Genomic DNA, 23,825 nt, shown 5'->3' on the forward strand with positions numbered 1-23,825 from the left:
GCGGCGATCGGGCGTGCGCTATTCGACGGTGATCGTCGGGGCGCTGTCGGGGGTGGCCTTGCGGGCGCCGGCGCGGGTGCAGAAGGCGAACAGGCGCGGGTGGCGATGCTCGAACGTGCCGAGCCGGCCGCGCAGCCCGTCGAGGAAGCCGCAGGCGATGGCGGCGACCTTGCGCAGCTTCTGCGGCTCGAACAGCAGCACGCACAGCGCCTGGTGGAGCGCCAGCAGGCCGGAGATCCAGTGCAGCCGCCAGTGCGCCCTGTACAGGCGCAGCGCATGCACCGCGTTGCGCGCGCCGTAGTAGCGCCGCCAGGCGGGGTGGTGGGTGGTGAACAGCTTGCCATGGCGGACGATATGCCCGGTGGTCTGGCGCATGGTCACGGCGGCGTTGACGTAGACCGGAATCCCGCGGCTGGAGGCGCGCAGCCCGTACTCGATGTCGATGTACTCGATGAAATAGTCCTCGCGGAAGGCGCCGAGCTCGTGGTAGGCCCGCGCCGAGATCGCCGAGCCGGAGGAGATGACGAACAGCGTCGGGAACAGGCCTTCCTCGGCCGCGTCGATGCGCCGGGGTTTGGGCATGCGCGGGCCCGGCGGGAACACCGGCATGCAGTTGCCCAGGTTGATCTCGTGGATCTTCGGGCCGACCAGGAAGCGGTCGGTGCCGAGGCCGGCGCAGGCGCGCATCATCTCGGCGAAGAACGAGGCGTCGATGTCCGAGTCCTGGTCGAGCAGGAAGATCACTCCGCAGCCGCGCGCCAGCAGCACCTCGGCGCCGCGGTTGTAGGCGCCGGCCAGGCCGCCGCGGTTGTGGTTGAACAGCACGGTGGCGCCGTCGCGCCGCAGCCGTTCGTGCAACGCCAGATCGGCCTGCGCGGAATTGTCCACGGCGACCACGTTGCCGCACACCGCCTGCGCCTTGCGCAGGTTGTCCACGAACGCCTCGGTGGGATGGTAGAGGACGAAGATCAGGCCGAATTCCTCGGCGCGGGATGCGTTCATGCCGCCGCCTCCACGGCCGCCGGCGCGGCGGCGGGCATCGGATCGGATGGCGTCTCCGGCAACCGCGCGCAGGCGTGCAGGATCGCCATCGCCCGCTCGCGCACGGCCTGCGCGCGCGCCTGGGGGAGGGAGCGGGCGTCGGAGACCAGCGAGAAGTCGAGGCAGTCGGCGAACCCGCCGGCGATCACCAGCGTGGCCGGCGTCGGCGCAAGCGCCGCCGAGGGCGTGCGCACCGCCTCGAGGCGGAAGCCGTCGTACTCGCGCGCCAGGTCGAGGCGGCCGAGATAGCTGAGGGTGACGTCGCGCCCGGCCGGGCGCGAGCGCGAGAGCGCGAGCATCTTGTCGAACACGCCGTGCAGGTGCTCCATGCCGAGCAGCCGTTGCCGGGTCTTCGGGCCCAGGCGCGCGATGCGCTCGCGCAGGTCGGCCTTGAGCGTGCGCGCCAGATGCCAGAAGCCGGCCTCGTCGACCCCGCCGCCGGCCGGCGTGTCCAGCGACAGCGACAGCGTGGGCGCGATCGCGAACAGTTGATCGGCGCCCAGGCCGGGCAGGAACCTGCGCGCGTCCACCGGCACCGAGAACCGGCCGCCGTGCCCGGCGGCGCGGAAGGCGAGCACGAAGGCGACGCTCAGCGCGCCGAACAGGGTGACGCCCTCGACCTCGCAGCGCCGCGACAGGGCCTGCAGCGGCACGCCTTCCAGCGTCCAGCGCAGGGTGTAGGTCTCGCCGTAGACGCGCGGCCTGCCGGCCGGGAGCAGGCGGATGCAGGCGCGGAACAGCGCCGCCAGCCAGCGCAGGCGCCGCTGCAGGCCGCGATCGCGCGTCACCGTGTCCGGCAGCAGCTCGGCGAGGGCGTGCAGCGAGTCGTCGCGGCCGAGATCGCGGTCGGGGGCGTCGTGCAGGAGCAGCAGCTCGCGCAGCAGGGTCACGATCGAGCGGCCGTCGCACAGGCAGTGATGGCAGACCAGCAGCAGGTCGCTGCGCGCCTCGCCGCGCAGCCACGTCAGCCGGACCAGCGGCTCGTGGGCGCCGTCGAACAGGCGCGTCTCCTCGCGGCGGCCCTCGCGCAGCCAGTGCTGCGCGTCCTCGCGCGCCAGCACGCGCAGCGGGATCGGCGGCGCGATCGCCTGCGTCTCGAACCAGGGGCGGCCCTCGCGCTGCACGATCAGGCAGCGCAGCAGGCGATGCTTGGCCTGCAGCCCGGCCAGCGCCCGCCGCAACCGCGTTTCGTCCAGCCGCCCGGCGATATGCGCCGGAAACACGATCGCCACCGGCACGCGGCCGTCCAGGTACATGCCGCGCTCGAACAGGGTGAGCGGTCGCCGCGCGGCATCATGCGTCGCCTGGCTCATGCCGCGTCCCGCCTTGCCTGCTGCGGCGGCCGCTCGGTGCGCGGCAATCCCCAGTCGCGCAGGATCTCGATCGCCTCGCCCACGCCGTCCTCGGCGCGCACGCGGCGGCCGAGCAGTTGCGCGGCATCCTGCATCGCCGGCCGCGTGGCGGCGCCGATCGCGTCGGACAGCCCATCCGGGCGCAGGCTTCGGCGCTGCAGCGCCGGCGGCGCCACGCCCTGCTCGTGCAGGCAGCGCGCCCAGAACGGCTGGTCGCCGTAGAAGGGCACGATCACCGAGGGGATGCCCGCGCGCACCGCCGCCGCCGAGGTGCCGGCGCCGCCGTGGTGCACCGCCGCGGCCATGTGCGGGAACAGCTGGTCGTGCGGCGCGCTGCGCAGGAAGAAGGTGCGCGCGTCCCGCGCGCCTTCCTCGCCTTCCAGCCCGCCCCAGCCGGTGGCCAACACCGCGCGCCGTCCGCTCCTGCGCACGCCTTCGAGCACCGTTTCGGTGAAGGCGCTCGCGTCGCTGCTGACCATGCTGCCGAAACCGACGTAGACCGGTTTCGGGCCGGCATCGAGGAAGTCGCGCAAGGCCGCGGACGGTTGCCACTGCGGTTCCTGCAGAAACCAGTAGCCGGCGATGCGCGCGCTCTGCGGCCAGTCGGCGGGGCGCGGCAGCACGTGGCGGCTGAAGCCGTAGAGCACGCGGTTGAGGTCGTTGCCGTCGCGGCGGAAGTAGGGGCCGTACCAGGGATACGGCGGCAGGCCGAGCCGCGGCCGCACGATCTCGTTGACGGCCGGCTTCATCACCCGCCACACCAGCAGGCGCAGCAGGTGATAGAGGCCGAGGTTGACCGCCGGCGGCGGCCTGCGCCCGGCACCGGCCAGCACCATCGGCGGCAGCCGCCGCGAGGGCATCAGCGCCGGCTGCAGCTGCGCGCTGACGAACGGCAGTCCGCGCGCCTCGGCCAGCGACTTGGCGAGCAGGGTGCTGTTGCCCACGCCCACCAGCAGGCCGGCGCCCTCGGCGGCCGCCTGTCCCTGTTCCGCCCAGTCCCGCGCCCAGCCGGCGTAGCAGTCGCGGAAGATGCGCGCCATCTTGCGCAGGTCCAGGCCCTTGTCGGCGATGCTGCGGTCGGCGTCGAGCAGCTGCTGGAAATCGCTGGTCAGCGGAAAGAATTCCAGACCGCGTCCGCGCACCAGCGGCGCGAAATTGTCGCTGGTGACGATGCGCACGGCGTGGCCGGCGCGCTGCAGTCCCTGGCCGAGCGCCACGCAGGGGCGGATGTCGCCCTGCGTGCCGACGGTGAAGATCGCGATGGGTGCGCTCATTCCGATGCCCGCCCCTCAGCCGAACGCAGGGATTGGTTCGCGCCATGGCGTCTCCGCCGGCGCGGGCGCCGCGGCCTCGGCCGCCAGGCGCTGCTCGTTGAAGCGTCGGCGCAGGATGCGGCCGATTCTGGCCGCCGGCACCGGATCGAGCATCGCCTGGTGGTGGCAATCGATCTCGTGCACCTCGAAGCGGCCGCCCACGTGCGGGCGCCAGGCGTTCGGGCTGTACTGCAGGATGCCGTCGAACGCCTCGCGGCGCTGGTGGTCGGTGGCGCGGAAGAACAGCGCGCCGGCATCGATCCGCCGCGGCCGGTAGCGCCGCGCCAGGGTCAGGTTGTTGCGCGTCACCGCGGTCACGTGCTCGAGCAGGTTCGGGTTGCGCTTGAGCAGCCCCTGCACCAGCGGATGCGAATGCACGCCGTATTCGCGGTAGAGCAGGTCGGCCAGCGCCTCCATGTGCGGCGGCGGGCTGGCGTCGGCGTGGCCGTGGAAGCCGAGGAAATGCAGGGCGGCCCGCACTTCCTGGGCTTCGTCGGCCGGCGCGGCGGCCGCGAACAGATAGGAATCCATCATCGCCAGCAGGTCCACGCGCTCGCCCTCGGCCTCCAGCCGCGCGGCGACGGCGTGGGCGATCAGGCCGCCCATCGACCAGCCCAGCAGCCGGTAAGGCCCGCGCTTCTGCACCTGGCGCATCTGCGCCAGGTAGGCGGCGGCGATCTCCTCGATGCTGCGCGGCAGGGCCGCGTCGCCGCGCAGGCCGTGCGATTGCAGGCCATACAGCGGCAGGTCGTCGTCCAGGTGCCGCAGCAGGCCGGAGAAGCTCCAGCTCAGGCCGACCACCGGATGCAGGCAGAACAGCGGCCGTTCCGGCGTCGCTTGCCCGTCGCCGGCCGCGCGCAGCGGCAGCATCGCGGCCAGCGGATCGTCCTCGTGCCGCGCGCGCTGCAGATGGACGGCCAGCTGCGCGATGGTGGCGGCCTCGAACAGGCTCGCCAGCGGCAGCTCCCGGGAGAAATACGCCGAGGAGCGCGCAATCATCTCGGCGGCGGTGAGCGAGTCGCCGCCAAGCTCGAAGAAGTTGTCGTGGATGCCGATCCGCTCCAGACCGAAGATGTCCTGCCACAGCGCGACGAGCCTGGCCTCCACCTCGGTGGCCGGCGGCACGTAGGCCGCGCGGCGCACCCGTTCCGGCGCCGGCAGCGCCTTGCGGTCGAGCTTGCCGTTGGGCGTGAGCGGCAGCGCGTCCAGCGGCGTGAAGCTGGAGGGGATCATGTGCCCCGGCAGGTGCCTGGCCAGGTGCGCGCGCACCGCCTCGATGTCCAGGCCGGCGCCGAACTTGGGCACCAGATAGGCCGCCAGCGAGGTGCCCTCGTCGGCGTCGTGGTGCGCGGCGACGGCGGCTTCGCCGACGGCGGGATGGGCGAGCAGCTGGTGCTCGATCTCGCCGAGCTCGACGCGATGGCCGCGGATCTTCACCTGGCCGTCGGCGCGGCCGACGAATTCCAGCAGTCCATCCTCGCGCCAGCGCACCAGGTCGCCGGTGCGGTACATGCGGCTGCCGTCGGCGGCGAAGCGGTCGGGGAGGAAGCGCTCGCCGGTGAGCTGCGCGCGGTGCAGGTAGCCCTTGGCCACGCCGGCACCGCCGATGTACAGCTCGCCCAGCGCGCCGGTGGGCACCGGCCGGCCGCCGGCATCGAGCACGTACAGGCGGGTGTTGAGGATCGGCCGGCCGATCGGCGCGGGGATGCCTTCGCCGAGCGCCTGCACGGCGTCGTCGGGCAGTTCGTGGGCGGTCGACCAGACGGTGGTTTCGGTCGGCCCGTAGAACTGGGTGACGCGGGCGGCCTCGCGCTTGAGCTTCGCGGCCAGGTCCGGGGCCAGGGCTTCGCCGCCGACCAGGGCGTGCACCTCGTCCAGCCGCGCCTGCGGACAGGCCAGCAGCACCCGCCACAGCGAAGGCGTGGCCTGCAGGTGCGTGACGCCGCTGTCCTGGATCAGCCGCGCCAGCAGCGGCGGATTGCGCGCGGTCTCGGCGGCGGCGATCACCGTGCGCGCGCCGACGGTGAGCGGCAGGTACAGCTCGAGCGCGGCGATGTCGAAGATGATCGTGGTCAGCGCCAGGAAGCGGTCGCTCGCGCGCGGCTCGAGCACGCGGCGCATGCCGGCGAGGAAGTTGTTGAGGTTGCGGTGGCTGACCTGCACGCCCTTGGGGCGGCCGGTGGAGCCGGAGGTGTAGAGGACATAGGCCGTGGCCTCGGGCAGGGCGAGGTCCGGCTCGGGCAGCGACTCGTCGGCCAGGCCGCCGCGCGGGCCGCGATCGTCCTCCGGCGTCAGCATCAGGATGTCGAGCCGCGCCAGCCGTTCGCAGGTCTCGCGCTCGGCGATCAGCGCGATCGGCGAAGCGTCGTCGAGCATCATCGCGATCCGTTCGGCCGGCGCGTCCAGGTCCAGCGGCAGGTAGGCCGCGCCGGTGCGCATGATCGCCAGCAGCGCGATCAGCAGCTGTTCGCCGCGCGGCAGCGCGACCGCGACGATGTCGCCGGGCAGCACGCCGTCGGCGAGCAGGCGGCGCGCCTGGCGCACGCTGCGTTCGTGCAGCTCGCGGTAGCTCAGCACGGTCCCGCCGCACACCGCCGCCGGCGCGTCGGGCGTGGCCGCCGCGTGGCGCGCGATGGTCGCCGGCAGGCTGGTATCGAGGTCGATGCCGGGCACGGCCGTGTCGTTCCATTGCCTCAGCAGGCGGTGGCGCTCGGCCTCGCCGAGGATGTCGATCTCCTCGAGCGCGCGTTCGGGCGCGGCCAGCACGCCGTCGATCAGGCGCATCAGCCGGCGTCGGTGCTCGTCCAGCTCCTCCATGGAATAGAGCGCGGGATTGGCGTCGAAGGTCACCGACAGGTCGCTGCCGTTGTTGCGGTCGAAGATGAAGACGATCAGGTCGTCCTGGGTGCCGTTGGAGAGGTTGTGCGAGGTCGCCGGCGCACCGGCGAAGCTGAGCTGGTAGTCGAACGGCTCGATGTTCACGCCCAGCCTGGCGATCTGCTGCCCCTGGCCGACCAGGCCCAGGTCGCGGCGCAGGTCCTCGTAGCGGTACTGCTGGTGGCGCAGCGCCTGGCGCACGACGCGCGAGACCTGGCCGAACAGCGCCAGTGCGTTCATTCCGGGCGTGAACGCCAGGCGGATGGCGACCGCGTTGGCCACCATCCCGGGCGAGCGGCGCAGCACCGGGTTCACGCGCCCGGAGACCGGCATGGCGAAGACCAGGTCGTCGGCGCCGGTGACGCGGTGGTAATAGGCCGCGACCAGCCCGATCAGCATCTGCGGCAGGCTGGCGCAGGCCTCTCCGCCGAGGCCGCGCCTGCCGAGCTCGGCGAGCGCGTTGGCGGTGGCGATGGGCAGGGGGCCGCTGCTGTGGCGCAGGCTGCCGATCCTGCGCGCGGCGCGGCGCGCGAGGGTCGCCGCCTCGGGCAGGCCGGCGAGCTGCTCGTGCCAGTAGGCGCGATCGCGGCGCAGGCGCTCGGAATCGCGATAGGCGGCCTCGGCTTCCACCAGTTCGGCCAGCGTGCCGAACCCGCACGGCGCGGGCGCGCGGCCTTCGGCGTAGGCCGTGTACAGCTCGGCCACGCGCCGGGCGGCCATGCCGCCGGTGTAGCCGTCGTAGGCCACGTGGTGCGCGCGGTGGTACCAGAAATAGCGGTCTCCGGCGATGCGCAGCAGGGCGGAGAAGGACAGCGGATCGCGGTCCAGGTCGGACTGCCGGTTGAGCTCGGCCCGCATCCAGGCGAACGCCGCCGCGCGCGGGTCGGCTTCGGCGCTGACGTCGAGCAGCGGGAACTCCCAGGGGTAGGTCGGACGCACGCTCTGCTGCGGCTTGCCGTCGCGCTCGACGATGCGCACGCGCATGGGCTCCATCTCGCGCGCCGCCTGCTGCAGGGCCTGCCGGAACAGCGACGGATCGATCGCGCCGAAGATTTCCACGGCCTCGGCGATGTTCATTACGGCGTCGTCCGCGCCGACCTTTTCCCCGACCCAGAGACCGCGCTGCGCGGTCGTCAGGGGGAGGGCGCTCTCCGGGAGCCCGTTCGTCATGTTCAATTCCCCTAAGACTGAAATCCGTTGTCACGGCCGGAGCGCGTCGGCGCACTTGCCGCGTGCGCATCCGCTGGCCGGTCACGCCGCGGGCGTGACCGGGTCCGGCCTTTCTGCTTTCCCCTCCCGGGATCGCGTCTCCGGCAAGGCGCGTGCGCGCGCGCCGGAGCAATGACCGCGAGCGCCGCGTTCGGGCGCGGTCCCGCGATGTCCCGACTGGAACCGATCCGCTTTCGCATCGCGAACGCGACCGTGTTCCCGTTTGCCGCGCCGCTTTCGCGACGGCGGCGATTGCGGTGTCGGGTGTTGGTGCTTGTGATTTTGTTTTACGGGCGAATGCCGTGAAAAACCCGTGATTTCAGCCTTCGGAAGCGATGGGTGGTTGCGTCGGACGCATCGGCGGCAACAACGATGGATTGCTTCGCAGGCGTTGTGAGAACCGGTTCAAGCGCAATGCGTGCGGTTGCGGTGTAGGCGCGATTCGATCGCGTTCGCGGCTTGCGTTGCGCGCTTTCGTCGCGAGCATGCGCGGATGGTTGTCGCGCCGCGCGCGATCGGGAGCGGTGCGCGATTGCCCGCATGTCGAATCGCGCATGGCGCGCGCCGTTGCTTCCCGTCGTTCTTCTGGCGGAGACGGGCGCATGTCTGCGAAGCGTTTCGCAGACGCTGCGAGAAGGCGCGCAAGCGCATTGCGTGCGCTCGGGGTGCATGCGGGCTTCACGCGGCGTCGGATCCCGGCGCCTCGCGAGCGCACCGGCCCGGTATCCAGGGCAGTGCCAAGGGAGGGCGAGGCCGGCGCGAGGGCCGCGGCCGCGGGCGTCGCGGTGGCCGCCGGACGCGGCGGGCCGGCACCGGCCGCCGGGGCGGGGTGCCAAGGCCCGGGGGAGGAATTCGGGTAAGCTGGCACGGTTTTCGCCCGCCCGTGCCGCGTCACGCGCCGGCGGCGAACCTGAATTCAGTGTTTTTGGAGCAAGCGATGCGATTGGTACTTCTCGGCGCGCCCGGTTCCGGCAAGGGCACGCAGGCGGCACGGCTCAAGGATCACCTGCAGGTTCCGCACATCTCCACCGGCGACCTGCTGCGCGCCGAAGTGGCGGCCGGCAGCGACCTCGGCCGGCAGGCGAAGGCGGTCATGGATCGCGGCGAGCTGGTCTCCGACGGGATCCTGCTGGGCATGCTCGAGGACCGCTTCTCGCGACCGGATACCCGCAACGGCTTCATCCTCGACGGCTATCCGCGCAACCTGGCCCAGGCCGACGCGCTGGACGGGCTGCTCACCCGCATCGGCCAGCCGATGGATTACGCGGTGCAGCTGGAGGTGCCGGTCGACCTGCTGGTGGACCGCATCGCCGGCCGCGCTGCCGCCGAGGGCCGCGCCGACGATTCGCCCGAGTCGGTACGCACGCGGCTGAAGGTCTACGACACCCAGACCGCGCCGGTGATCGAGTTCTATCGCGCCCACGGCCAGCTCACCGTCGTGAACGGCGTGGGTTCGCTCGACGAGGTGTTCAACCGCATCGTCGAGGCGATCTCGCCGGCGACGGAAGTCGGCTGAAGCCGCAGGATCGGCCCCTCTCCCGCAAGCGGGAGAGGGAAATGCGAGCGTAGCGAGCGAGGGCGAGGGGGCGGCTTTATGCGCGGTATCGCGCGCGCCCCGACCCTCATCCCCGCCCCTCCCCGCAAGCGGAGAGGGGAGCAGAAAACGTGATCTTTGGGGTTCCCGATTTGAAGCTTCACATCCTGGGCATCGCCGGAACGTTCATGGGCGGCGTCGCCGCGCTGGCGCGCGAGCTCGGCCACACGGTGGAGGGCAGCGACCAGGCCATCTACCCGCCGATGTCCACGCAGCTGGAAACCCTGGGCATCGCCCTCAAGCAGGGCTATCTGCCGGAAAACATCGCCGCCGACTGCGACGAGATCGTGATCGGCAACGCGCTCTCGCGCGGCAACGCCGCGGTCGAGCACGTGCTCGATGCGGGCGCGCGCTACACCTCCGGGGCGCAGTGGCTGGCCGAGCGCGTGCTGCCCGGCCGCGACACGCTGGCGGTGGCCGGCACCCACGGCAAGACCACCACCACCACGATCCTGTCCTACCTGCTGCAGGCTGCCGGCCGCGAGCCGGGCTTCCTGATCGGCGGCGTGGCCGAGGATTTCGGCGTCTCCGCGCGCGTGGGCGCCGGCCGGGCGTTCGTGGTCGAGGCCGACGAGTACGACACCGCGTTCTTCGACAAGCGCAGCAAGTTCGTGCACTACCGGCCGCTGGTGGCGATCCTCAACAACCTGGAGTTCGACCACGCCGACATCTTTCCGGACGTGGCCGCGATCCAGCGCCAGTTCCACCATCTGGTGCGCACCGTGCCCGCGCGCGGCCGCCTGATCGTCAACGGCGAGGACGCGCGCCTGGCCGAGGTGCTGGCGATGGGCTGCTGGACGCCGGTGGAGCGCTTCGGCCTCGAGGCGACCGGCGATTACGACTGGAGCGCGCGCCTGATCGACGAGGACGGCAGCGCCTTCGCCGTGCTGCACCGGGGCGTCGCGCTGGGCGAGGTGCGCTGGCCGCTGCTCGGCCGCCACAACGTGATGAATGCGCTCGCCGCGCTGGCCGCCTGCGCGGCGGTGGGCGTCGACGTGGCGTCGGTGCTGCCGGCGCTGGCGCGCTTTCGCAGCGTCAAGCGCCGCCTGGAAGTGCTGGGCCAGGCGCGGGGGATCACCGTCTACGACGACTTCGCCCACCATCCCACCGCCATCGCCACCACCCTGGCCGGCCTGCGCGCCAAGGTCGGTGCCGGCGGCCGGATCGTCGTGGCGATGGAGCCGCGCAGCAATTCGATGCGCCTGGGCGCGCATGCCCAGGCGCTGGCGCCGTCGCTGGACGACGCCGACGCGGTGGTGTTCCTGCATCGCCCCGAGCTCGCCTGGGACGCCGGCCAGGTGGTCTCGGCGCTGCGCGGGGAGGGCGTGGCGGTGCCGGACGCGGACGCGCTGATCGCCGCCCTGCGCACCCTGGCCCGCGACGGCGACCATGTCGTGTTCATGTCCAACGGTGGCTTCGACGGCGCGCCGCGGCGCTTCCTGGCGGCCTTGCGCGAAGCCGGCTGAGCGCGGCGGCGGCAAGCGTCCGCGAGGGCGGGCGCCCCCACTTGGCGATTCTTCCGGCGGCCGTACACTGGGGGCGGTGCCCACGATCGCATCCTTGCCGCTGTTCCCCCTGCGCACCGTGCTGCTGCCCGGCGCCACGCTCGGGCTGCGCGTGTTCGAGCCGCGCTACCTGGACCTGGTGCGCGAATGCGGCCGCAACGCCAGCGGCTTCGGCATCTGCCTGATCCTGCAGGGCGAGGAGGTCGGCGCGCCGGCCACGCCCGCGGCCTTCGGCACCGAGGCGCGCATCGAGGACTTTGGCACCGGCGAGGATGGCCTGCTGACCCTGCGCGTGCGCGGCGCGCGCCGCTTCCACGTCAACCGCACCCGGGTGCGCGACAACGGCCTGCTGGTGGGCGAGGTGGAATGGCGGGCGGCGGGCGACGCCGATCCGGTGCGGCCGCAGCACGGCCTGCTGTCCACGATGCTGCAGAGCCTGCTCGACCGCGTCGGCGGCGAGTACGCGCAGGCCCCGCCGTCCAGCTTCGACGATCCGGACTGGGTGAGCTGGCGCCTGGCCGAGCTGCTGCCGCTCACCGACACGCAGCGCCAGCAGCTGCTGCAGGACGACGACCCGCACGCCCGGCTGGATCAGTTGCTCGCGCTGCTGTCCTGATCGGCGTCGATGCGCAGGCGCAGCACCGGCATGCCGGTGGCCGGGTGTGGCGCCTGCACCGCGCGCAGGTCGCGCAGCGCCGCGCGCACCTCGTCGTGCACGCCGCCGGGCGCGTTGGCCGTCGCCGGCTGCGGCAGCCAGAGGCCGAACAGGCCGAAGGGTTCCGCGTAGCGCAGGGTCTGGGTGCTGCCCATCCACAGCGGCGTGCCGTCGCGCAGGCGCGCCGGCGCGCGCCACAGGCGCAGCACCTTGGTCTCGCGCGCGTCCTTGCCGGGGCGGCGCATCAGCAGCACCTCGGCTTCCGCATCCAGCGTGGCGGGGAGCACCGGCTGCAGCTCGGGCGGGGTGTCGTCGTCGAGCAGGTGCAGCGTCTCCAGCCAGCCGGCCTGCGGCTGCACGCCCCAGCCGTTGGCCTGCAGGCGCCGCTGCAGGGGTTCCAGCGGGCCGGCCACCTGCAGGTCGAGCGGCCAGCGCTGGTTGGCCTCGCGCTCGCGCTGCGCGGGCAGCGTGGCCCAGTCCTTCGACCACCACGCGCCGGCGTCCAGGACCACGCGCGGCGCGCCGGGCGCGAAGCGGGCCAGCACCTGGTCCACCGAGCGCGGCGCGTGCCACAGCGCCGCGAGCAGGAAGGCGGCGTAGAAGATCCAGGCCGGCGGCTGCATCCAGAACGAGCGCGCGACGTGGCGGCGATAGGCGATGCCGAGGATCAGCAGCCAGACGATGCCGAACAGCATCCCGCCGACCACGTCGCTGAGCCAGTGCGCGCCGAAATACAGGCGCGCGAAGCCCAGCAGCGCCACCACCGCGCCCGAGACCACGTAGGGCCAGACCCGCTGCCGCCCCGGCAGCTCGCGCGCGATCAGGATGGCGAAGAAGCCGAAGCCGATCGTGGTCATCGTCACCGCGATCGACGGGAAGCCGAAGCCGCGCGGGGCGGTCGGCGGATTGGGCATGTCCACCACCGCGCCGAGCAGCGCGGTCAGCACCAGGCCGAAGGCCAGCGCGGCCAGCCAGTGCACGGCCGCGATCCAGCGCCGCCGCCACAGCAGCCACAGCAGGGTGAGCGCGATGGCGGGCACCAGCACCATCGCGTCGCCGATCGAGGCCAGCCCCGCCATCAGCCGGTCGGCGAGCGGGTTGCGCAGCGCCAGCATCGTCTCGAACACCGCGCGATCGAGCGCCAGCGGCTCGTTGTTGCCCATCACCACCGTGCCGAGCAGCACGAACCAGGCCACGCCCATCGCCAGCAGGCAGACCGCCAGGATCGCCAGCGAGGCCGATTCCGGACGGTTCGGATCGATCAGCGCCGCGGCGTAGCGGCCCAGGCGCGGGTGCGCCCGCGTCCAGCGCAGCGCCCGCGCCAGCAGCGAGTCGGCGTGGCCGGCGAACCAGCGGTAGATCACCAGCACCGCCGCCCACATCAGCACCAGCGCGGCCAGCAGCGCGCCGAGCACCAGCGCCAGGCGGTTGGCGACGGCGGCCACGGCGTCGTAGGCGTGGCCGAGCAGCCAGCCCGGCGCCAGGAACAGCATCGCCCACAGCAGCGAGGCCAGCAGGCTGGCCGGGACGTAGCGCCGCAGCGGCATGTGCAGCATGCCGGCCACCGCCGGCACGAACGGCCGGATCGCGCCGACGAAGCGCGCCACCAGCACGCTCTTCACCGCGTTGCGCCGGAACAGTGCTTCGCCGCGGTCGAGCAGCTGCGGATAGCGCGCGAACGGCCATACCCCGCGCAGCTTCGGTCCCCAGCGGTATCCCACCCAGTAGCTGCTGGCGTCGCCGACGAAGGCGCCCAGCGCCGCGCACAGCACCGCGTAGGGGCCGGAGATCTCGCCCAGGCTGATCAGCACGCCGACGCCGAACAGCAGCGGGATCACCGGGACCGCCGCGCCGAGGATGAGCAGCGAATCGCAGAGCACGATCGCGAAGATCACCAGCCCGGCGGCGATAGGATGCGCGCCGATCCAGGCGACGACATTGTCGAACCAGCCATTCATGGCCGGCGATTATGGCAGGTGAGCGGCTGCGCCCAGTCGATGTCCCATCGGCATGGAGGGCCTCGGGACGGTTGCCGAACCGGGCTCCGCGGCCGCGGCCCATCGCGCCGAGGCGCGCGTCGCGGCGGAAAGGGCGCGCAAAACGGGTACGCTTCCGTGGTTCCCCACGGACCCCTGCCATGTCCCTCGCCAACAAGACCCTGTTCATCACCGGCGCCTCGCGCGGCATCGGCCTGGCCATCGCGCTGCGCGCCGCGCGCGACGGCGCCAATGTCGTGATCGCCGCGAAGTCCGACGTTCCCAATCCCAAGCTGCCGGGCACCATCCACTCCGCCGCCGACGCCGTGACCGCCGCGGGCGGGCGCGGCCTGGCGCTGAAATGCGACATCCGCGAGGAGGACCAGGTGCACGCCGCCGTGGCCGCCGCCGTCGACGCCTTCGGCGGCATCGACATCCTGGTCAACAACGCCAGCGCCATCTGGCTGCGCGGCGCGCTCGACACGCCGATGAAGCGCTTCGACCTGATGCAGCAGGTCAACGCGCGCGGCAGCTTCCTCTGCGCCCAGGCCTGCCTGCCGCATCTGCTCAAGGCGGCCAACCCGCATATCCTCACGCTGTGCCCGCCGCCCTCGCTCGACCCGAAATGGTGGGCGCCGCATACCGGCTACACCCTGGCCAAGATGGGAATGAGCTTCGTCACCCTGGGCCTGGCGGGCGAATTCGGCCCGCAGGGCGTGGCGGTGAACGCGCTGTGGCCGCGCACGCTGATCGCCACCGATGCGCTGAACATGATTCCCGGCGTCAGCGCGGGCAACGGCCGCAAGCCGGAGATCATGGGCGATGCCGCGCACGCGGTGCTCACGCGCGAGGCGGCCGGGTTCCACGGGCGCTTCCTGATCGACGACGAGGTGCTGGCGGAGGCGGGGGTGACGGACCTGTCGGGGTATGCGGTGGATCCGCAGGGGCAGTTGCTGCCGGATCTGTTTCTGGCTTGAGTCAGGACGGGGGGCGCGAACGTCTCGCGCGCCGTCGCTTCACTTCGATGCGATGCCTGTTGCCGTCCCTGACGGGACATCGTGGCTTCGGAGCGTCCGGCCCGGCCATCCATGGCCGGGCGTTCGAAACCGCAGCAGACGCCTTGAGGGCGTCCGCTAAGCGCGCGGTTTCTCACCCGCAGCAGTAGCACCTGCCGCTGATGTACTGGCCGCCGAACTCCGGGCACTCGGCGCGGCACTGCGAGCAGGCGGGCTTGGGCGCGCGCGTGCCGGTGTCGGTGGTGGCCAGGGCCTGGCTGGCGCCGAAGCCCAGGCAGCCCAGCACGACCAGGGTCAGGATGCCGCCGCGCAGGCGGGAAAGATGCTGTTTCATGATGGAGCCTCTCCTGTTGGATGCAGCGGTCGTCGCGACCGCGGGTGGGCGCGCATCGCACGAGGGTCCGGTCGTGGATGCGTCGCGTCGAGGATGGCGTCCGGGCCATCGGTCCGCTTCCGGACGGCGGGACGCGCCCGCCGCCGGAAACGAGATCCGCAGGTGGAACGGCTCGGCGGCGGAAGCGGGCTCAGCAACAGAAGCAACGCCCCTGGCTGCCCGGAATGCCGCCGTCGTGATAGCCGAGCTGCTCGCAGGCGATGCGGCAGCGCTTGTCGTTGCAGGCCGCCTTGGCCGGTCGCGCGCCCTCGGCGGTGGCCAGCGCCTGTCCTGCGCCGAAGGCGAGGCCGCCGAGTACGGCGAGGGCCAGGGCGCCGTGGCGCAATCGTGCGAGCCGGCCGGTCATGGCACGGCGCAGCACAGGCAGCGCCCGCCGACGCTCATCCGCTCGCCGCCGGCCGGGCCGCATTCGGCGCGGCAGTTCGTGCTCGGGCACACCGGCCGCATGTCGGAGCCGGCGCGGTCGGCGGTGGCCAGGGCCTGGCCGGCCCCGAAGGCCAGGCAGCCCAGGACGGCCGCCGCGAGGGCGCCGTTGCGCAGGTAGGACAGGGAACGTTTCATCGCAGCCTCCTTGTGGGAAACGGTCTTGTTGACGGTGGATCCGTCCCGAATCTGCCGATGGCGCCGCACCCGGATCCGTTCGGTGCGCGTGGGCAATGCGAAGCGCGCGCCGCGGCGCACGCGCGACGAACCTATCGACCGCTTCGCCGCAGGGTCAAGCGGCATCGCACCAAATGCGCGGTGCGGCACTGTTTGCGATGAAGATTGCGTTATGTGGCCGCTACAATCGCCGCATCCTCCTGGACCCGCCGCCGTGACCGCCAACCACACCGCCGACCTCCTCGCCCTGGGCCGACAGTTCTATCTGCCCGTCTACCGGCCGCGCGAGATCATCCTCGCGCGGGGACAGGGCGCGTGGGTGTGGGACGGCGACGGGCGCGAGTACGTGGATTTCTCCGCCGGCATCGCCGTCTGCGGCCTGGGCCACGGCGATCCGGACCTGCTGGCGGCGCTGACCGAGCAGGCCGGCAAGCTGTGGCACACCAGCAACGTGTTCTACAGCGAACCGCCGCTGCGCCTGGCCGAGGAGCTGGTGGCGGCCTCGCGCTTCGCCAGCCGCGTCTTCCTGTGCAATTCCGGCGCCGAGGCCAACGAGGCGGCGATCAAGCTGGTGCGCAAGCGGGCCGCCGCGCAGGGCCGCGCGCCGGAGCGGCGCGTGATCGTGAGCTTCCGCGGCAGCTTCCACGGCCGCACCCTGGCCGCGGTGACGGCCACGGCGCAGCCCAAGTACCAGGAAGGCTACGAGCCGCTGCCCGGCGGATTCCGCTACGTCGATTTCAACGACGCGACGCAGCTCGAAGCGGCGATGGCCGGGGGCGACGTCGCCGCGGTGCTGGTCGAGCCGGTGCAGGGCGAGGGCGGGGTGATGCCCGCCGCGCCCGGCTTCCTGCGGACGGTCCGCGCGCTGTGCGACCGCCACGACGCCCTGCTGGTGCTCGACGAGATCCAGTGCGGCATGGGCCGCACCGGCACGCTGTTCGCGCACTGGCAGGACGAGGTCGCGCCGGACATCGTCACCCTCGCCAAGGCCCTGGGCGGCGGGTTCCCGATCGGCGCCCTGCTCGCCGGCGACAAGGTCGCCGAGGCGATGCAGTACGGCGCGCACGGCACCACCTTCGGCGGCAATCCGCTCGCCGCGGCGGTGGCGCGGGTGGCGCTGCGCAAGCTCGCCTCCCCCGAGATCGCCGCCAACGTGGCGCGGCAGTCGCAGGCGCTGCGCGAAGGCCTGGCGGCCATCGACGGCGAGCTGTCGGTGTTCTCCGGCGTGCGCGGCCGCGGCCTGATGCTGGGCGCGGTGCTGCGGCCCGAATATGCCGGCCGCGCCGGCCAGGCGCTCGATCACGCCGCCGCCAGCGGCCTGCTGCTGCTTCAGGCCGGGCCGGACGTGCTGCGCTTCGTGCCGGCGCTGAACATCGGCGATGCCGACATCGCCGATGGCCTGGCGCGCCTGCGCGAGGCCCTGCGGGCATTCGTCGCGGGCTAGGCGCCGGCTTCGCGGTCGATGAGGCCGCGCTCGAGCAGCGCCTCGGCCAGCGCCGCGGCGTCGGTGAACTGCACCGCGTCCAGGCCGGCCGCGATCGCGCCCTCCACGTTCTCCGGCTTGTCGTCGATGAACAGCGTGCCCGCCGGCGGCGCGTCGAGCGTGGGCAGGCAGCGCAGGTACACCTGCGGGTCGGGCTTGAGCAGGCGGAACTGCGCGGCGTAGCGCACCTTGCCCTCGAACAGCGGGAACAGCGCCGGGCAGATGCGCGGCAAGGTGTCGCGCATGTACAGCCCGTTGTTGGTGAGGATGCCGATGCGCGTGCGCTGCGCCACGCGCTCCGCGAGCGCCAGCATCCTGGGACGGATGCGCATGCTGGCGGCGCGCGCATCCACGCAGTCGGCCAGCGTCACCGGCGCGCCGAGGCGGCGCGCGAGCTCGTCGGCGTATGCCTGCGGCTGCCAGCGGCCCATGTCGGAATCGTGCTCCAGGCCGGACTGGAACAGCGCCGCATAGACCTGCTCGCGGCTGGTGCCGCTGCGCGCGGCCAGCAGGTCCAGGCGCGCGTGGTGGTCGTAGTCGACCAGCACCTCGTCCAGGTCGAACAGCACCAGCGAATACGGCCGGCACCCGGCCTGCCGCGCGGACGCGTCGGCGGCGCCGCCGCGGGCTTGCACCATGCCGTGCAGGTCGTCGGGCGGCGTCATCGCGCGCCCCCCGCCACGACGAACGCCTCGCCGGCGGCGGCCAGCGTCGCCTCGATCGCCGTTGGATCGTGGGCGCTGGAGGTGAAGCCCGCCTCGAAGGCCGAGGGCGCCAGGTACACGCCGCGCTCGAGCATGGCGTGGAAGAAGCGGTTGAAGGCCGCGGTGTCGCAGGCCACCGCCTGCGCGTAGGTGTCCACGGTTTCGGCGCTGAAGAACAGGCCGAACATGCCGCCCACCCGCTGCGTGGTGAACGGCACCCCGGCCGCGCGCGCGGCCGCCTCCAGGCCGTCGCACAGCGCGTTCGTGCTGCGCTCCAGCGCGGGATAGAAGTCCGGCGCCTGCACCAGCTCCAGCATGGCCAGGCCCGCGGCCATCGCCACCGGATTGCCGCTGAGCGTGCCGGCCTGGTAGATCGGCCCGGCCGGCGCGATCTGCTCCATCAACTCGCGCCGGCCGCCGTAGGCACCGACCGGCATGCCGCCGCCGATCACCTTGCCGAAGGTGCTCAGGTCCGGCCTCACGCCGTAGCGCGCCTGCGCGCCGCCGAGCGCGACGCGGAAACCGGTCATCACCTCGTCGAAGATCAGCAGCGCGCCGTGGCGCGTGCACAGCTCGCGCAGATGCTGCAGGTAGCCTTCGCGCGGCGGCAGGCAGTTGGCGTTGCCGACCACCGGCTCCACGATCAGCCCGGCGATGTCGTCGCCGGTCTCGTCGAACAGCGCCGTGGCGGCGTCGAAATCGTTGTAGGGCAGGGTCAGGGTGAGATCGGCCAGCGCCTTGGGCACGCCGGGCGAGGTGGGCACGCCAAAGGTGAGCGCGCCGCTGCCGGCCTTGACCAGGAACGAGTCGCCGTGGCCGTGGTAGCAGCCCTCGAACTTGACGATGCGCGAGCGCCCGGTGGCGCCGCGCGCCAGGCGGATCGCCGACAGCGTCGCCTCGGTGCCGGAATTGACCATGCGCACCATCTCGCAGCCGGGCACCAGGCGCGCGATGGTCTCGGCCATGGTCACCTCCAGCGGATTGGGCGTGCCGAAGCTCAGTCCGTCGCGCGCGGTGCGCAGCACCGCCTCCAGCACCGCCGGATGGTTGTGGCCGACGATCATCGGTCCCCACGAGCCCACGTAGTCGATGTAGCGGTTGCCGTCGACGTCGAACAGGTACGGTCCTTCGGCGCGCCGCACGAAGAACGGCGTGCCGCCCACCGACTTGAAGGCGCGCACCGGCGAATTGACACCGCCGGGGAGCAGGGTTTGGGCTTGCGCGAAGAGGGCTTGGGAACGCGAGGTGTCCATGGAGATCCTGTGCGGGGGAGGGGCGCGGCGGTTCGGCTCAGCCGGGCGGAAGCGAGGGAGGCGAACTGATTTGGAAGCAGGCGCGGTAGGCGCGCGCGGCCGCGACCGGGTCGGCGGCGTCGAAGACGCCGCTGATCACCGCCACCAGGTCGGCGCCGGCGGCGATCAGTGTCCCGGCATTGTCGGGCGTGATCCCGCCGATCGCCACCCGCGGGCGGCGCAGGCGCGCGGCCTCGCGCAGCAGTTCCGGGCGCGCCCGGCGCGTGCCGGACTTGCTGCGGGTCGGGAAGAAGGCGCCGAAGGCCACGTAGCTGGCGCCCGCGTCCACCGCGATTTGCGCGCGGGCGGGATCGTCGTAACAGGAAGCGCCGAGGATCGCGGTCTCGCCCAGCGCGTGCCGCGCCGCGCGCAGGTCGCCGTCGTCCTCGCCCAGGTGCGCGCCGTCGGCGCCGATCGCCTGCGCCAGCCGCCAGTCGTCGTTGACGATCAGCGGCACGCCCGCGGCGCGGCAGGGCGCCAGCAGGGCGCTCGCCTGCGCGTGGCGCAGGGCCGGGTCGGCGTGCTTGTTGCGGTACTGCAGCCAGGTCGCGAAGCCGAGCACGGCGCGCACGCGCTGCAGCAGGCGCGCGGTATCGGGTTCGTCCGGCGTGATCAGGTACAAGCCCGACGGATGCGCCGTCGCCCAGGGGCGGGGCATGGAGGCGCCGGCCGGCGCCGCATCGGCGGGAGCGGCGGCCTGCTGCCGCGGATCGTTCATCCTCGTGGTTTCCTGCGCGGACGTGGGGTGGGACAATGCGCCTCCTCGAAACGCACCGCCCCCGGATCCCCATTATCCAATGAACGAGACCGCCACCGCCTATCGCACCTGGATGTGCGTCGTCTGCGGCTTCATCTACGACGAAGCGAACGGGCTGCCGGAGGAGGGCATCGCGCCGGGGACGCGCTGGGAAGACGTGCCGGAGACCTGGACCTGCCCGGACTGCGGCGTGACCAAGGACGATTTCGAGATGATGCAACTCTGAATGCGGCTCGCCGGCCTGGCGCGCCTCAGTGCGTGCGCGGGCGGCCCACGCTGACTTCGATCAGGCGTTCGCGCAGGCTCGGCGCGTCTTCCGCGCGCGGATTGAGCTGCAGGTAGCGCGAGAGGTCCTCGCGCGCGCCCTGGCGGTAGTCCAGGTGCAGATAGCCCAGGCCGCGGTCGCGCAGCGCCTCGGCGTCGTTGGGCGAGAGCCGCAGCAGGCGGTCGGCGCAGCGCGTGGCGCGTTCCCAGTCCTCGACGTTGCGGTAGACGCCGTGCAGGTTGCGCAGCACGCGCATCAGGATGCTGCGGTGCGAGGCCGGATGCAGGATCTGCGACAGCGCCTCGTCGTCGATCGACCCGCCGCCCAGGTGCGGGCGCGCGCGCTGGCGCAGCTCGTCGACGTCGAGCGGACGCCCGCGGTTGAACGGGTCCATCACCAGCACGCCGTCGTCGATCGGCAGCCGCACCAGGAAGTGCCCGGGAAACGACACGCCGTCCAGCGGCACGCCGAGCCGGCGCGCGACCTCCATCTGCACCATCGCCAGCGAGATCGGATTGCCGAGGCGGCGCTCGAACACCTGGTTCAGATAGCTGTTGCGCGGATCGTAGTACTCGTCGTGGTTGCCGGCGTAGCCGAGCTCCTCGAACAGGTGCCGGTTGATCGTCTGCATCTTCAGCGCCCAGTGCTCGATGCCGTCGACCTCTTCCTGCAGCGCCGCGGCATGGCCCTGCAGCAGCGTGTCGTAGAGATCGGCGTCGAGGTCGGGATACTCGTCGCGCGCGATCAGCAGCGCGGTGCCCAGCAGCGGCAGCGAGGCGTCGTCGAGCCGCGAGAGCGAGTTCCAGTCCGGGAGGGGGAGCCGAGCGCGCATGCGGCAAGCCTGCGCGCAGGCGTCATCGCGCGCAAGTCTTGCGCGCGCGGCATTCAAGGCGCATCGTGTATGCCCGGCCCGAAGCGCAGTTCGGCGCCGTCTTTCAGGTTCATGCGCGCCGCCTGTCCGGCATTGAGCTCCAGCACGAAGCGCGCGGACACGATCTCGCCTTCCGGCGTCTGGCTCGGATACGAAGGACAACGGTCTCCCGCCGTGCACGGCGGGACATCGCGCTGCTGCGCGACCAGTTTGCGCGCGTGGTCGAAGTAGAGGATGTCGAGCGGAATCTTGGTGTTCTTCATCCAGTACGCCAGCGGCTCCTCGTCCTCGTGCACGAACAGCATGCCGTGGTCCTGCGCCATCTCGTCGCGGAACATCAGGCCGCGCTGGCGCTCGGCGTCGTCGTCGGCCACTTCCACCCGGTAGCGCTGGCCGGCGAGCTCCACCCAGGTGCCGTTGGCGCAGGCGGACGCGGACAGGGCCAGGAGAATCGGGAACAGGCAGGAAATCGGGCGCATGCGCAGGCTCCGTGGGGAAGGCGCGACATTCCCGCGAGTCGCCGGTGGCGTCAAGGTGCGGGCGTCGCGGCGGCGGCCGGGGGCGGATCGCGCGCATTTCGGCAATTCCGTCCCGCTCCGACGCTCCGGGAAGGGGAGGCGGCGGTTCGGCCCGGGCGAATGCGTTGCCCTGTATTCATGCCTGGCGCCGGCCTGGCGCTTGCGTCGCCCGGCATATGCCTCCCGGAAGCCTTGTCGGCGCGTGCGAGGCTCTGCGGGGCGAAATGGCCGTGCTCGCGTCCGCCGATCGGGCTCTATGGCGGGGAAAAGCGGCTGCTGCTGGCCCGGTCATGGTGCGGAAGTGCTTTATTTCAGGCGTTTTTCGTCGCCCGGCTGCCATCCGCGGCGGAAAAAAAGGGATTCGGAACGTCCGACCCGGCCATTCGTGGCCGGGGGTTCGGGCCCGCAGAAGACGCCTTGTGGGCGTCTTCTCGCTCGCGGGCCCTCACCCCCTTCCCAAAACCGTTTGTGCCGTGCACAATGCGCCCCCCTCGACGAGGGACCCGCATCGGAAACGGTTCGGGGGGCGCCAAAAAAACCTTCTCGAAGGTGTTGACGTCCACGAAAAACGCTGTATGATGTGCGGCTCCCTCGGGCACTTTGATGACGAGGACGGAACAAGGCGCTGAGGCCGGTTCCAAGGATCTTTGACAGTGTGCGCAGGTGACTTGTGCGGGCGTCTGGCGGGTGGATGACTGTCCATCTTGCAGACGTTCGTAACAGAGCAACAAGTCAATTCAAAAGCATGCAAATGCGAGTGAGTAATTTGGAGCTCGGGAACGACGACTGCACTCAAAGCATTAGATGACCTTCGGGTTGTCGAAAAACTTAAGTGAAGAGTTTGATCCTGGCTCAGAGTGAACGCTGGCGGCAGGCCTAACACATGCAAGTCGAACGGCAGCACAGAGGAGCTTGCTCCTTGGGTGGCGAGTGGCGGACGGGTGAGGAATACATCGGAATCTACCTTGTCGTGGGGGATAACGTAGGGAAACTTACGCTAATACCGCATACGACCTACGGGTGAAAGCGGAGGACCGCAAGGCTTCGCGCGATTGGATGAGCCGATGTCGGATTAGCTAGTTGGCGGGGTAAAGGCCCACCAAGGCGACGATCCGTAGCTGGTCTGAGAGGATGATCAGCCACACTGGAACTGAGACACGGTCCAGACTCCTACGGGAGGCAGCAGTGGGGAATATTGGACAATGGGCGCAAGCCTGATCCAGCCATGCCGCGTGGGTGAAGAAGGCCTTCGGGTTGTAAAGCCCTTTTGTTGGGAAAGAAAACCTGCCGGTTAATACCCGGTGGGAATGACGGTACCCAAAGAATAAGCACCGGCTAACTTCGTGCCAGCAGCCGCGGTAATACGAAGGGTGCAAGCGTTACTCGGAATTACTGGGCGTAAAGCGTGCGTAGGTGGTTCGTTAAGTCTGATGTGAAAGCCCTGGGCTCAACCTGGGAATTGCATTGGATACTGGCGGGCTAGAGTGCGGTAGAGGATGGCGGAATTCCCGGTGTAGCAGTGAAATGCGTAGAGATCGGGAGGAACATCTGTGGCGAAGGCGGCCATCTGGACCAGCACTGACACTGAGGCACGAAAGCGTGGGGAGCAAACAGGATTAGATACCCTGGTAGTCCACGCCCTAAACGATGCGAACTGGATGTTGGGAGCAACTAGGCTCTCAGTATCGAAGCTAACGCGTTAAGTTCGCCGCCTGGGGAGTACGGTCGCAAGACTGAAACTCAAAGGAATTGACGGGGGCCCGCACAAGCGGTGGAGTATGTGGTTTAATTCGATGCAACGCGAAGAACCTTACCTGGCCTTGACATGCACGGAACTTTCCAGAGATGGATTGGTGCCTTCGGGAACCGTGACACAGGTGCTGCATGGCTGTCGTCAGCTCGTGTCGTGAGATGTTGGGTTAAGTCCCGCAACGAGCGCAACCCTTGTCCTTAGTTGCCAGCACGTAATGGTGGGAACTCTAAGGAGACCGCCGGTGACAAACCGGAGGAAGGTGGGGATGACGTCAAGTCATCATGGCCCTTACGGCCAGGGCTACACACGTACTACAATGGGAAGGACAGAGGGCTGCAAACCCGCGAGGGTAAGCCAATCCCAGAAACCTTCTCTCAGTCCGGATCGGAGTCTGCAACTCGACTCCGTGAAGTCGGAATCGCTAGTAATCGCAGATCAGCATTGCTGCGGTGAATACGTTCCCGGGCCTTGTACACACCGCCCGTCACACCATGGGAGTTTGTTGCACCAGAAGCAGGTAGCTTAACCGCAAGGGGGGCGCTTGCCACGGTGTGGCCGATGACTGGGGTGAAGTCGTAACAAGGTAGCCGTATCGGAAGGTGCGGCTGGATCACCTCCTTTAGAGACAAAAGACAGGATGATTGCCTGTC

Annotated in this window: 19 protein-coding genes and 1 rRNA gene; 7 read left to right on the forward strand and 13 right to left on the reverse strand. The window is 71.0% G+C overall.

What is annotated here, in order from left to right; genetic code table 11:
• Positions 1-18: 18 nt before the first annotated feature.
• The 4 genes from MD221_RS08175 to MD221_RS08190 are packed head-to-tail and all read right to left on the reverse strand — an operon-like array spanning position 19 to position 7,753.
• The gene (locus MD221_RS08175) at positions 19-1,002 is read right to left on the reverse strand and encodes a glycosyltransferase family protein (protein ID WP_242110101.1); all 984 of its coding nucleotides are present in this window, start codon (positions 1,000-1,002) and stop codon (positions 19-21) included.
• A complete protein-coding gene (locus MD221_RS08180) occupies positions 999-2,354 on the reverse strand; it encodes a condensation domain-containing protein (RefSeq protein WP_242110103.1) in 1,356 nt (451 codons plus the stop codon). The genes MD221_RS08175 and MD221_RS08180 overlap by 4 nt, the downstream gene beginning before the upstream one ends.
• A complete protein-coding gene (locus tag MD221_RS08185; RefSeq protein ID WP_242110105.1) occupies positions 2,351-3,667 on the reverse strand; it encodes a glycosyltransferase in 1,317 nt (438 codons plus the stop codon). Before MD221_RS08185 ends, MD221_RS08180 begins: the two co-directional genes overlap by 4 nt.
• 15 nt (positions 3,668-3,682) lie before the next feature.
• A complete protein-coding gene (locus MD221_RS08190; protein WP_242110107.1) occupies positions 3,683-7,753 on the reverse strand; it encodes an amino acid adenylation domain-containing protein in 4,071 nt (1,356 codons plus the stop codon).
• Between the two features lie 976 nt (positions 7,754-8,729).
• Here MD221_RS08190 and MD221_RS08195 point away from each other — a divergent pair.
• The 3 genes from MD221_RS08195 to MD221_RS08205 all read left to right on the forward strand — a co-directional run bounded on the left by MD221_RS08195 (position 8,730) and on the right by MD221_RS08205 (position 11,507).
• Positions 8,730-9,308: an adenylate kinase gene (locus MD221_RS08195; RefSeq protein WP_242110124.1), complete on the forward strand. Its 579-nt coding sequence runs from the start codon at positions 8,730-8,732 to the stop codon at positions 9,306-9,308.
• A gap of 206 nt (positions 9,309-9,514) precedes the next feature.
• Positions 9,515-10,852: a UDP-N-acetylmuramate:L-alanyl-gamma-D-glutamyl-meso-diaminopimelate ligase gene (gene mpl / locus MD221_RS08200; RefSeq protein ID WP_242110667.1), complete on the forward strand. Its 1,338-nt coding sequence runs from the start codon at positions 9,515-9,517 to the stop codon at positions 10,850-10,852.
• 67 nt (positions 10,853-10,919) lie between these two features.
• A complete protein-coding gene (locus MD221_RS08205) occupies positions 10,920-11,507 on the forward strand; it encodes an LON peptidase substrate-binding domain-containing protein (RefSeq protein WP_425602237.1) in 588 nt (195 codons plus the stop codon).
• On the opposite strand, the gene MD221_RS08210 is transcribed toward MD221_RS08205, so the two are convergent.
• Positions 11,483-13,504, reverse strand: a complete 2,022-nt coding sequence (locus MD221_RS08210; protein WP_242110151.1) for a bifunctional DedA family/phosphatase PAP2 family protein — start codon at positions 13,502-13,504, stop codon at positions 11,483-11,485. The genes MD221_RS08205 and MD221_RS08210 overlap by 25 nt on opposite strands.
• Before the next feature lie 179 nt (positions 13,505-13,683).
• Here MD221_RS08210 and MD221_RS08215 point away from each other — a divergent pair, with 179 nt between their 5' ends.
• A complete protein-coding gene (locus tag MD221_RS08215; RefSeq protein ID WP_242110153.1) occupies positions 13,684-14,499 on the forward strand; it encodes an SDR family oxidoreductase in 816 nt (271 codons plus the stop codon).
• A 172-nt stretch (positions 14,500-14,671) separates the two neighbouring features.
• On the opposite strand, the gene MD221_RS08220 is transcribed toward MD221_RS08215, so the two are convergent.
• The 3 genes from MD221_RS08220 to MD221_RS08230 all read right to left on the reverse strand — a co-directional run bounded on the left by MD221_RS08220 (position 14,672) and on the right by MD221_RS08230 (position 15,493).
• Positions 14,672-14,872, reverse strand: coding sequence for a hypothetical protein (locus MD221_RS08220; RefSeq protein ID WP_242110155.1), 201 nt, complete (start codon positions 14,870-14,872; stop codon positions 14,672-14,674).
• A gap of 190 nt (positions 14,873-15,062) precedes the next feature.
• Positions 15,063-15,278 (reverse strand): hypothetical protein, encoded by a 216-nt coding sequence (locus tag MD221_RS08225; protein ID WP_242110156.1) that lies wholly within the window; start codon positions 15,276-15,278, stop codon positions 15,063-15,065.
• On the reverse strand, positions 15,275-15,493 hold the full coding sequence (locus MD221_RS08230) for a hypothetical protein (protein ID WP_242110158.1): 219 nt from the start codon (positions 15,491-15,493) through the stop codon (positions 15,275-15,277). The genes MD221_RS08225 and MD221_RS08230 overlap by 4 nt, the downstream gene beginning before the upstream one ends.
• A 211-nt stretch (positions 15,494-15,704) precedes the next feature.
• On the opposite strand from MD221_RS08230, the gene MD221_RS08235 reads away from it, so the two are divergent.
• Complete coding sequence (locus MD221_RS08235) at positions 15,705-16,976, forward strand: acetylornithine transaminase (protein WP_425602227.1); 1,272 nt, start codon at positions 15,705-15,707, stop codon at positions 16,974-16,976.
• On the opposite strand, the gene MD221_RS08240 is transcribed toward MD221_RS08235, so the two are convergent.
• The 3 genes from MD221_RS08240 to thiE are packed head-to-tail and all read right to left on the reverse strand — an operon-like array spanning position 16,973 to position 19,669.
• Positions 16,973-17,680, reverse strand: coding sequence for an HAD family hydrolase (locus MD221_RS08240; RefSeq protein WP_242110164.1), 708 nt, complete (start codon positions 17,678-17,680; stop codon positions 16,973-16,975). The two genes, MD221_RS08235 and MD221_RS08240, sit on opposite strands and share 4 nt — an antisense overlap.
• Positions 17,677-18,972: a glutamate-1-semialdehyde 2,1-aminomutase gene (gene hemL / locus MD221_RS08245; RefSeq protein WP_242110181.1), complete on the reverse strand. Its 1,296-nt coding sequence runs from the start codon at positions 18,970-18,972 to the stop codon at positions 17,677-17,679. Before hemL ends, MD221_RS08240 begins: the two co-directional genes overlap by 4 nt.
• A 37-nt stretch (positions 18,973-19,009) precedes the next feature.
• The gene (gene thiE, locus MD221_RS08250; protein ID WP_242110668.1) at positions 19,010-19,669 is read right to left on the reverse strand and encodes a thiamine phosphate synthase; all 660 of its coding nucleotides are present in this window, start codon (positions 19,667-19,669) and stop codon (positions 19,010-19,012) included.
• A gap of 82 nt (positions 19,670-19,751) precedes the next feature.
• On the opposite strand from thiE, the gene MD221_RS08255 reads away from it, so the two are divergent.
• Positions 19,752-19,994 (forward strand): rubredoxin, encoded by a 243-nt coding sequence (locus tag MD221_RS08255; protein ID WP_425602238.1) that lies wholly within the window; start codon positions 19,752-19,754, stop codon positions 19,992-19,994.
• 25 nt (positions 19,995-20,019) lie between these two features.
• Here the strand turns inward: MD221_RS08255 and MD221_RS08260 are convergent, their stop codons facing one another.
• Positions 20,020-20,865: a SirB1 family protein gene (locus MD221_RS08260; protein WP_242110184.1), complete on the reverse strand. Its 846-nt coding sequence runs from the start codon at positions 20,863-20,865 to the stop codon at positions 20,020-20,022.
• A 53-nt stretch (positions 20,866-20,918) separates the two neighbouring features.
• Positions 20,919-21,383: a DUF192 domain-containing protein gene (locus tag MD221_RS08265; RefSeq protein WP_242110187.1), complete on the reverse strand. Its 465-nt coding sequence runs from the start codon at positions 21,381-21,383 to the stop codon at positions 20,919-20,921.
• 868 nt (positions 21,384-22,251) lie between these two features.
• Here MD221_RS08265 and MD221_RS08270 point away from each other — a divergent pair.
• Positions 22,252-23,796: ribosomal RNA gene (locus MD221_RS08270) — 16S ribosomal RNA — on the forward strand.
• Positions 23,797-23,825: the final 29 nt, after the last annotated feature.

Source organism: Luteimonas aquatica (assembly GCF_022662575.1).
Classification (GTDB): domain Bacteria; phylum Pseudomonadota; class Gammaproteobacteria; order Xanthomonadales; family Xanthomonadaceae; genus Luteimonas; species Luteimonas aquatica.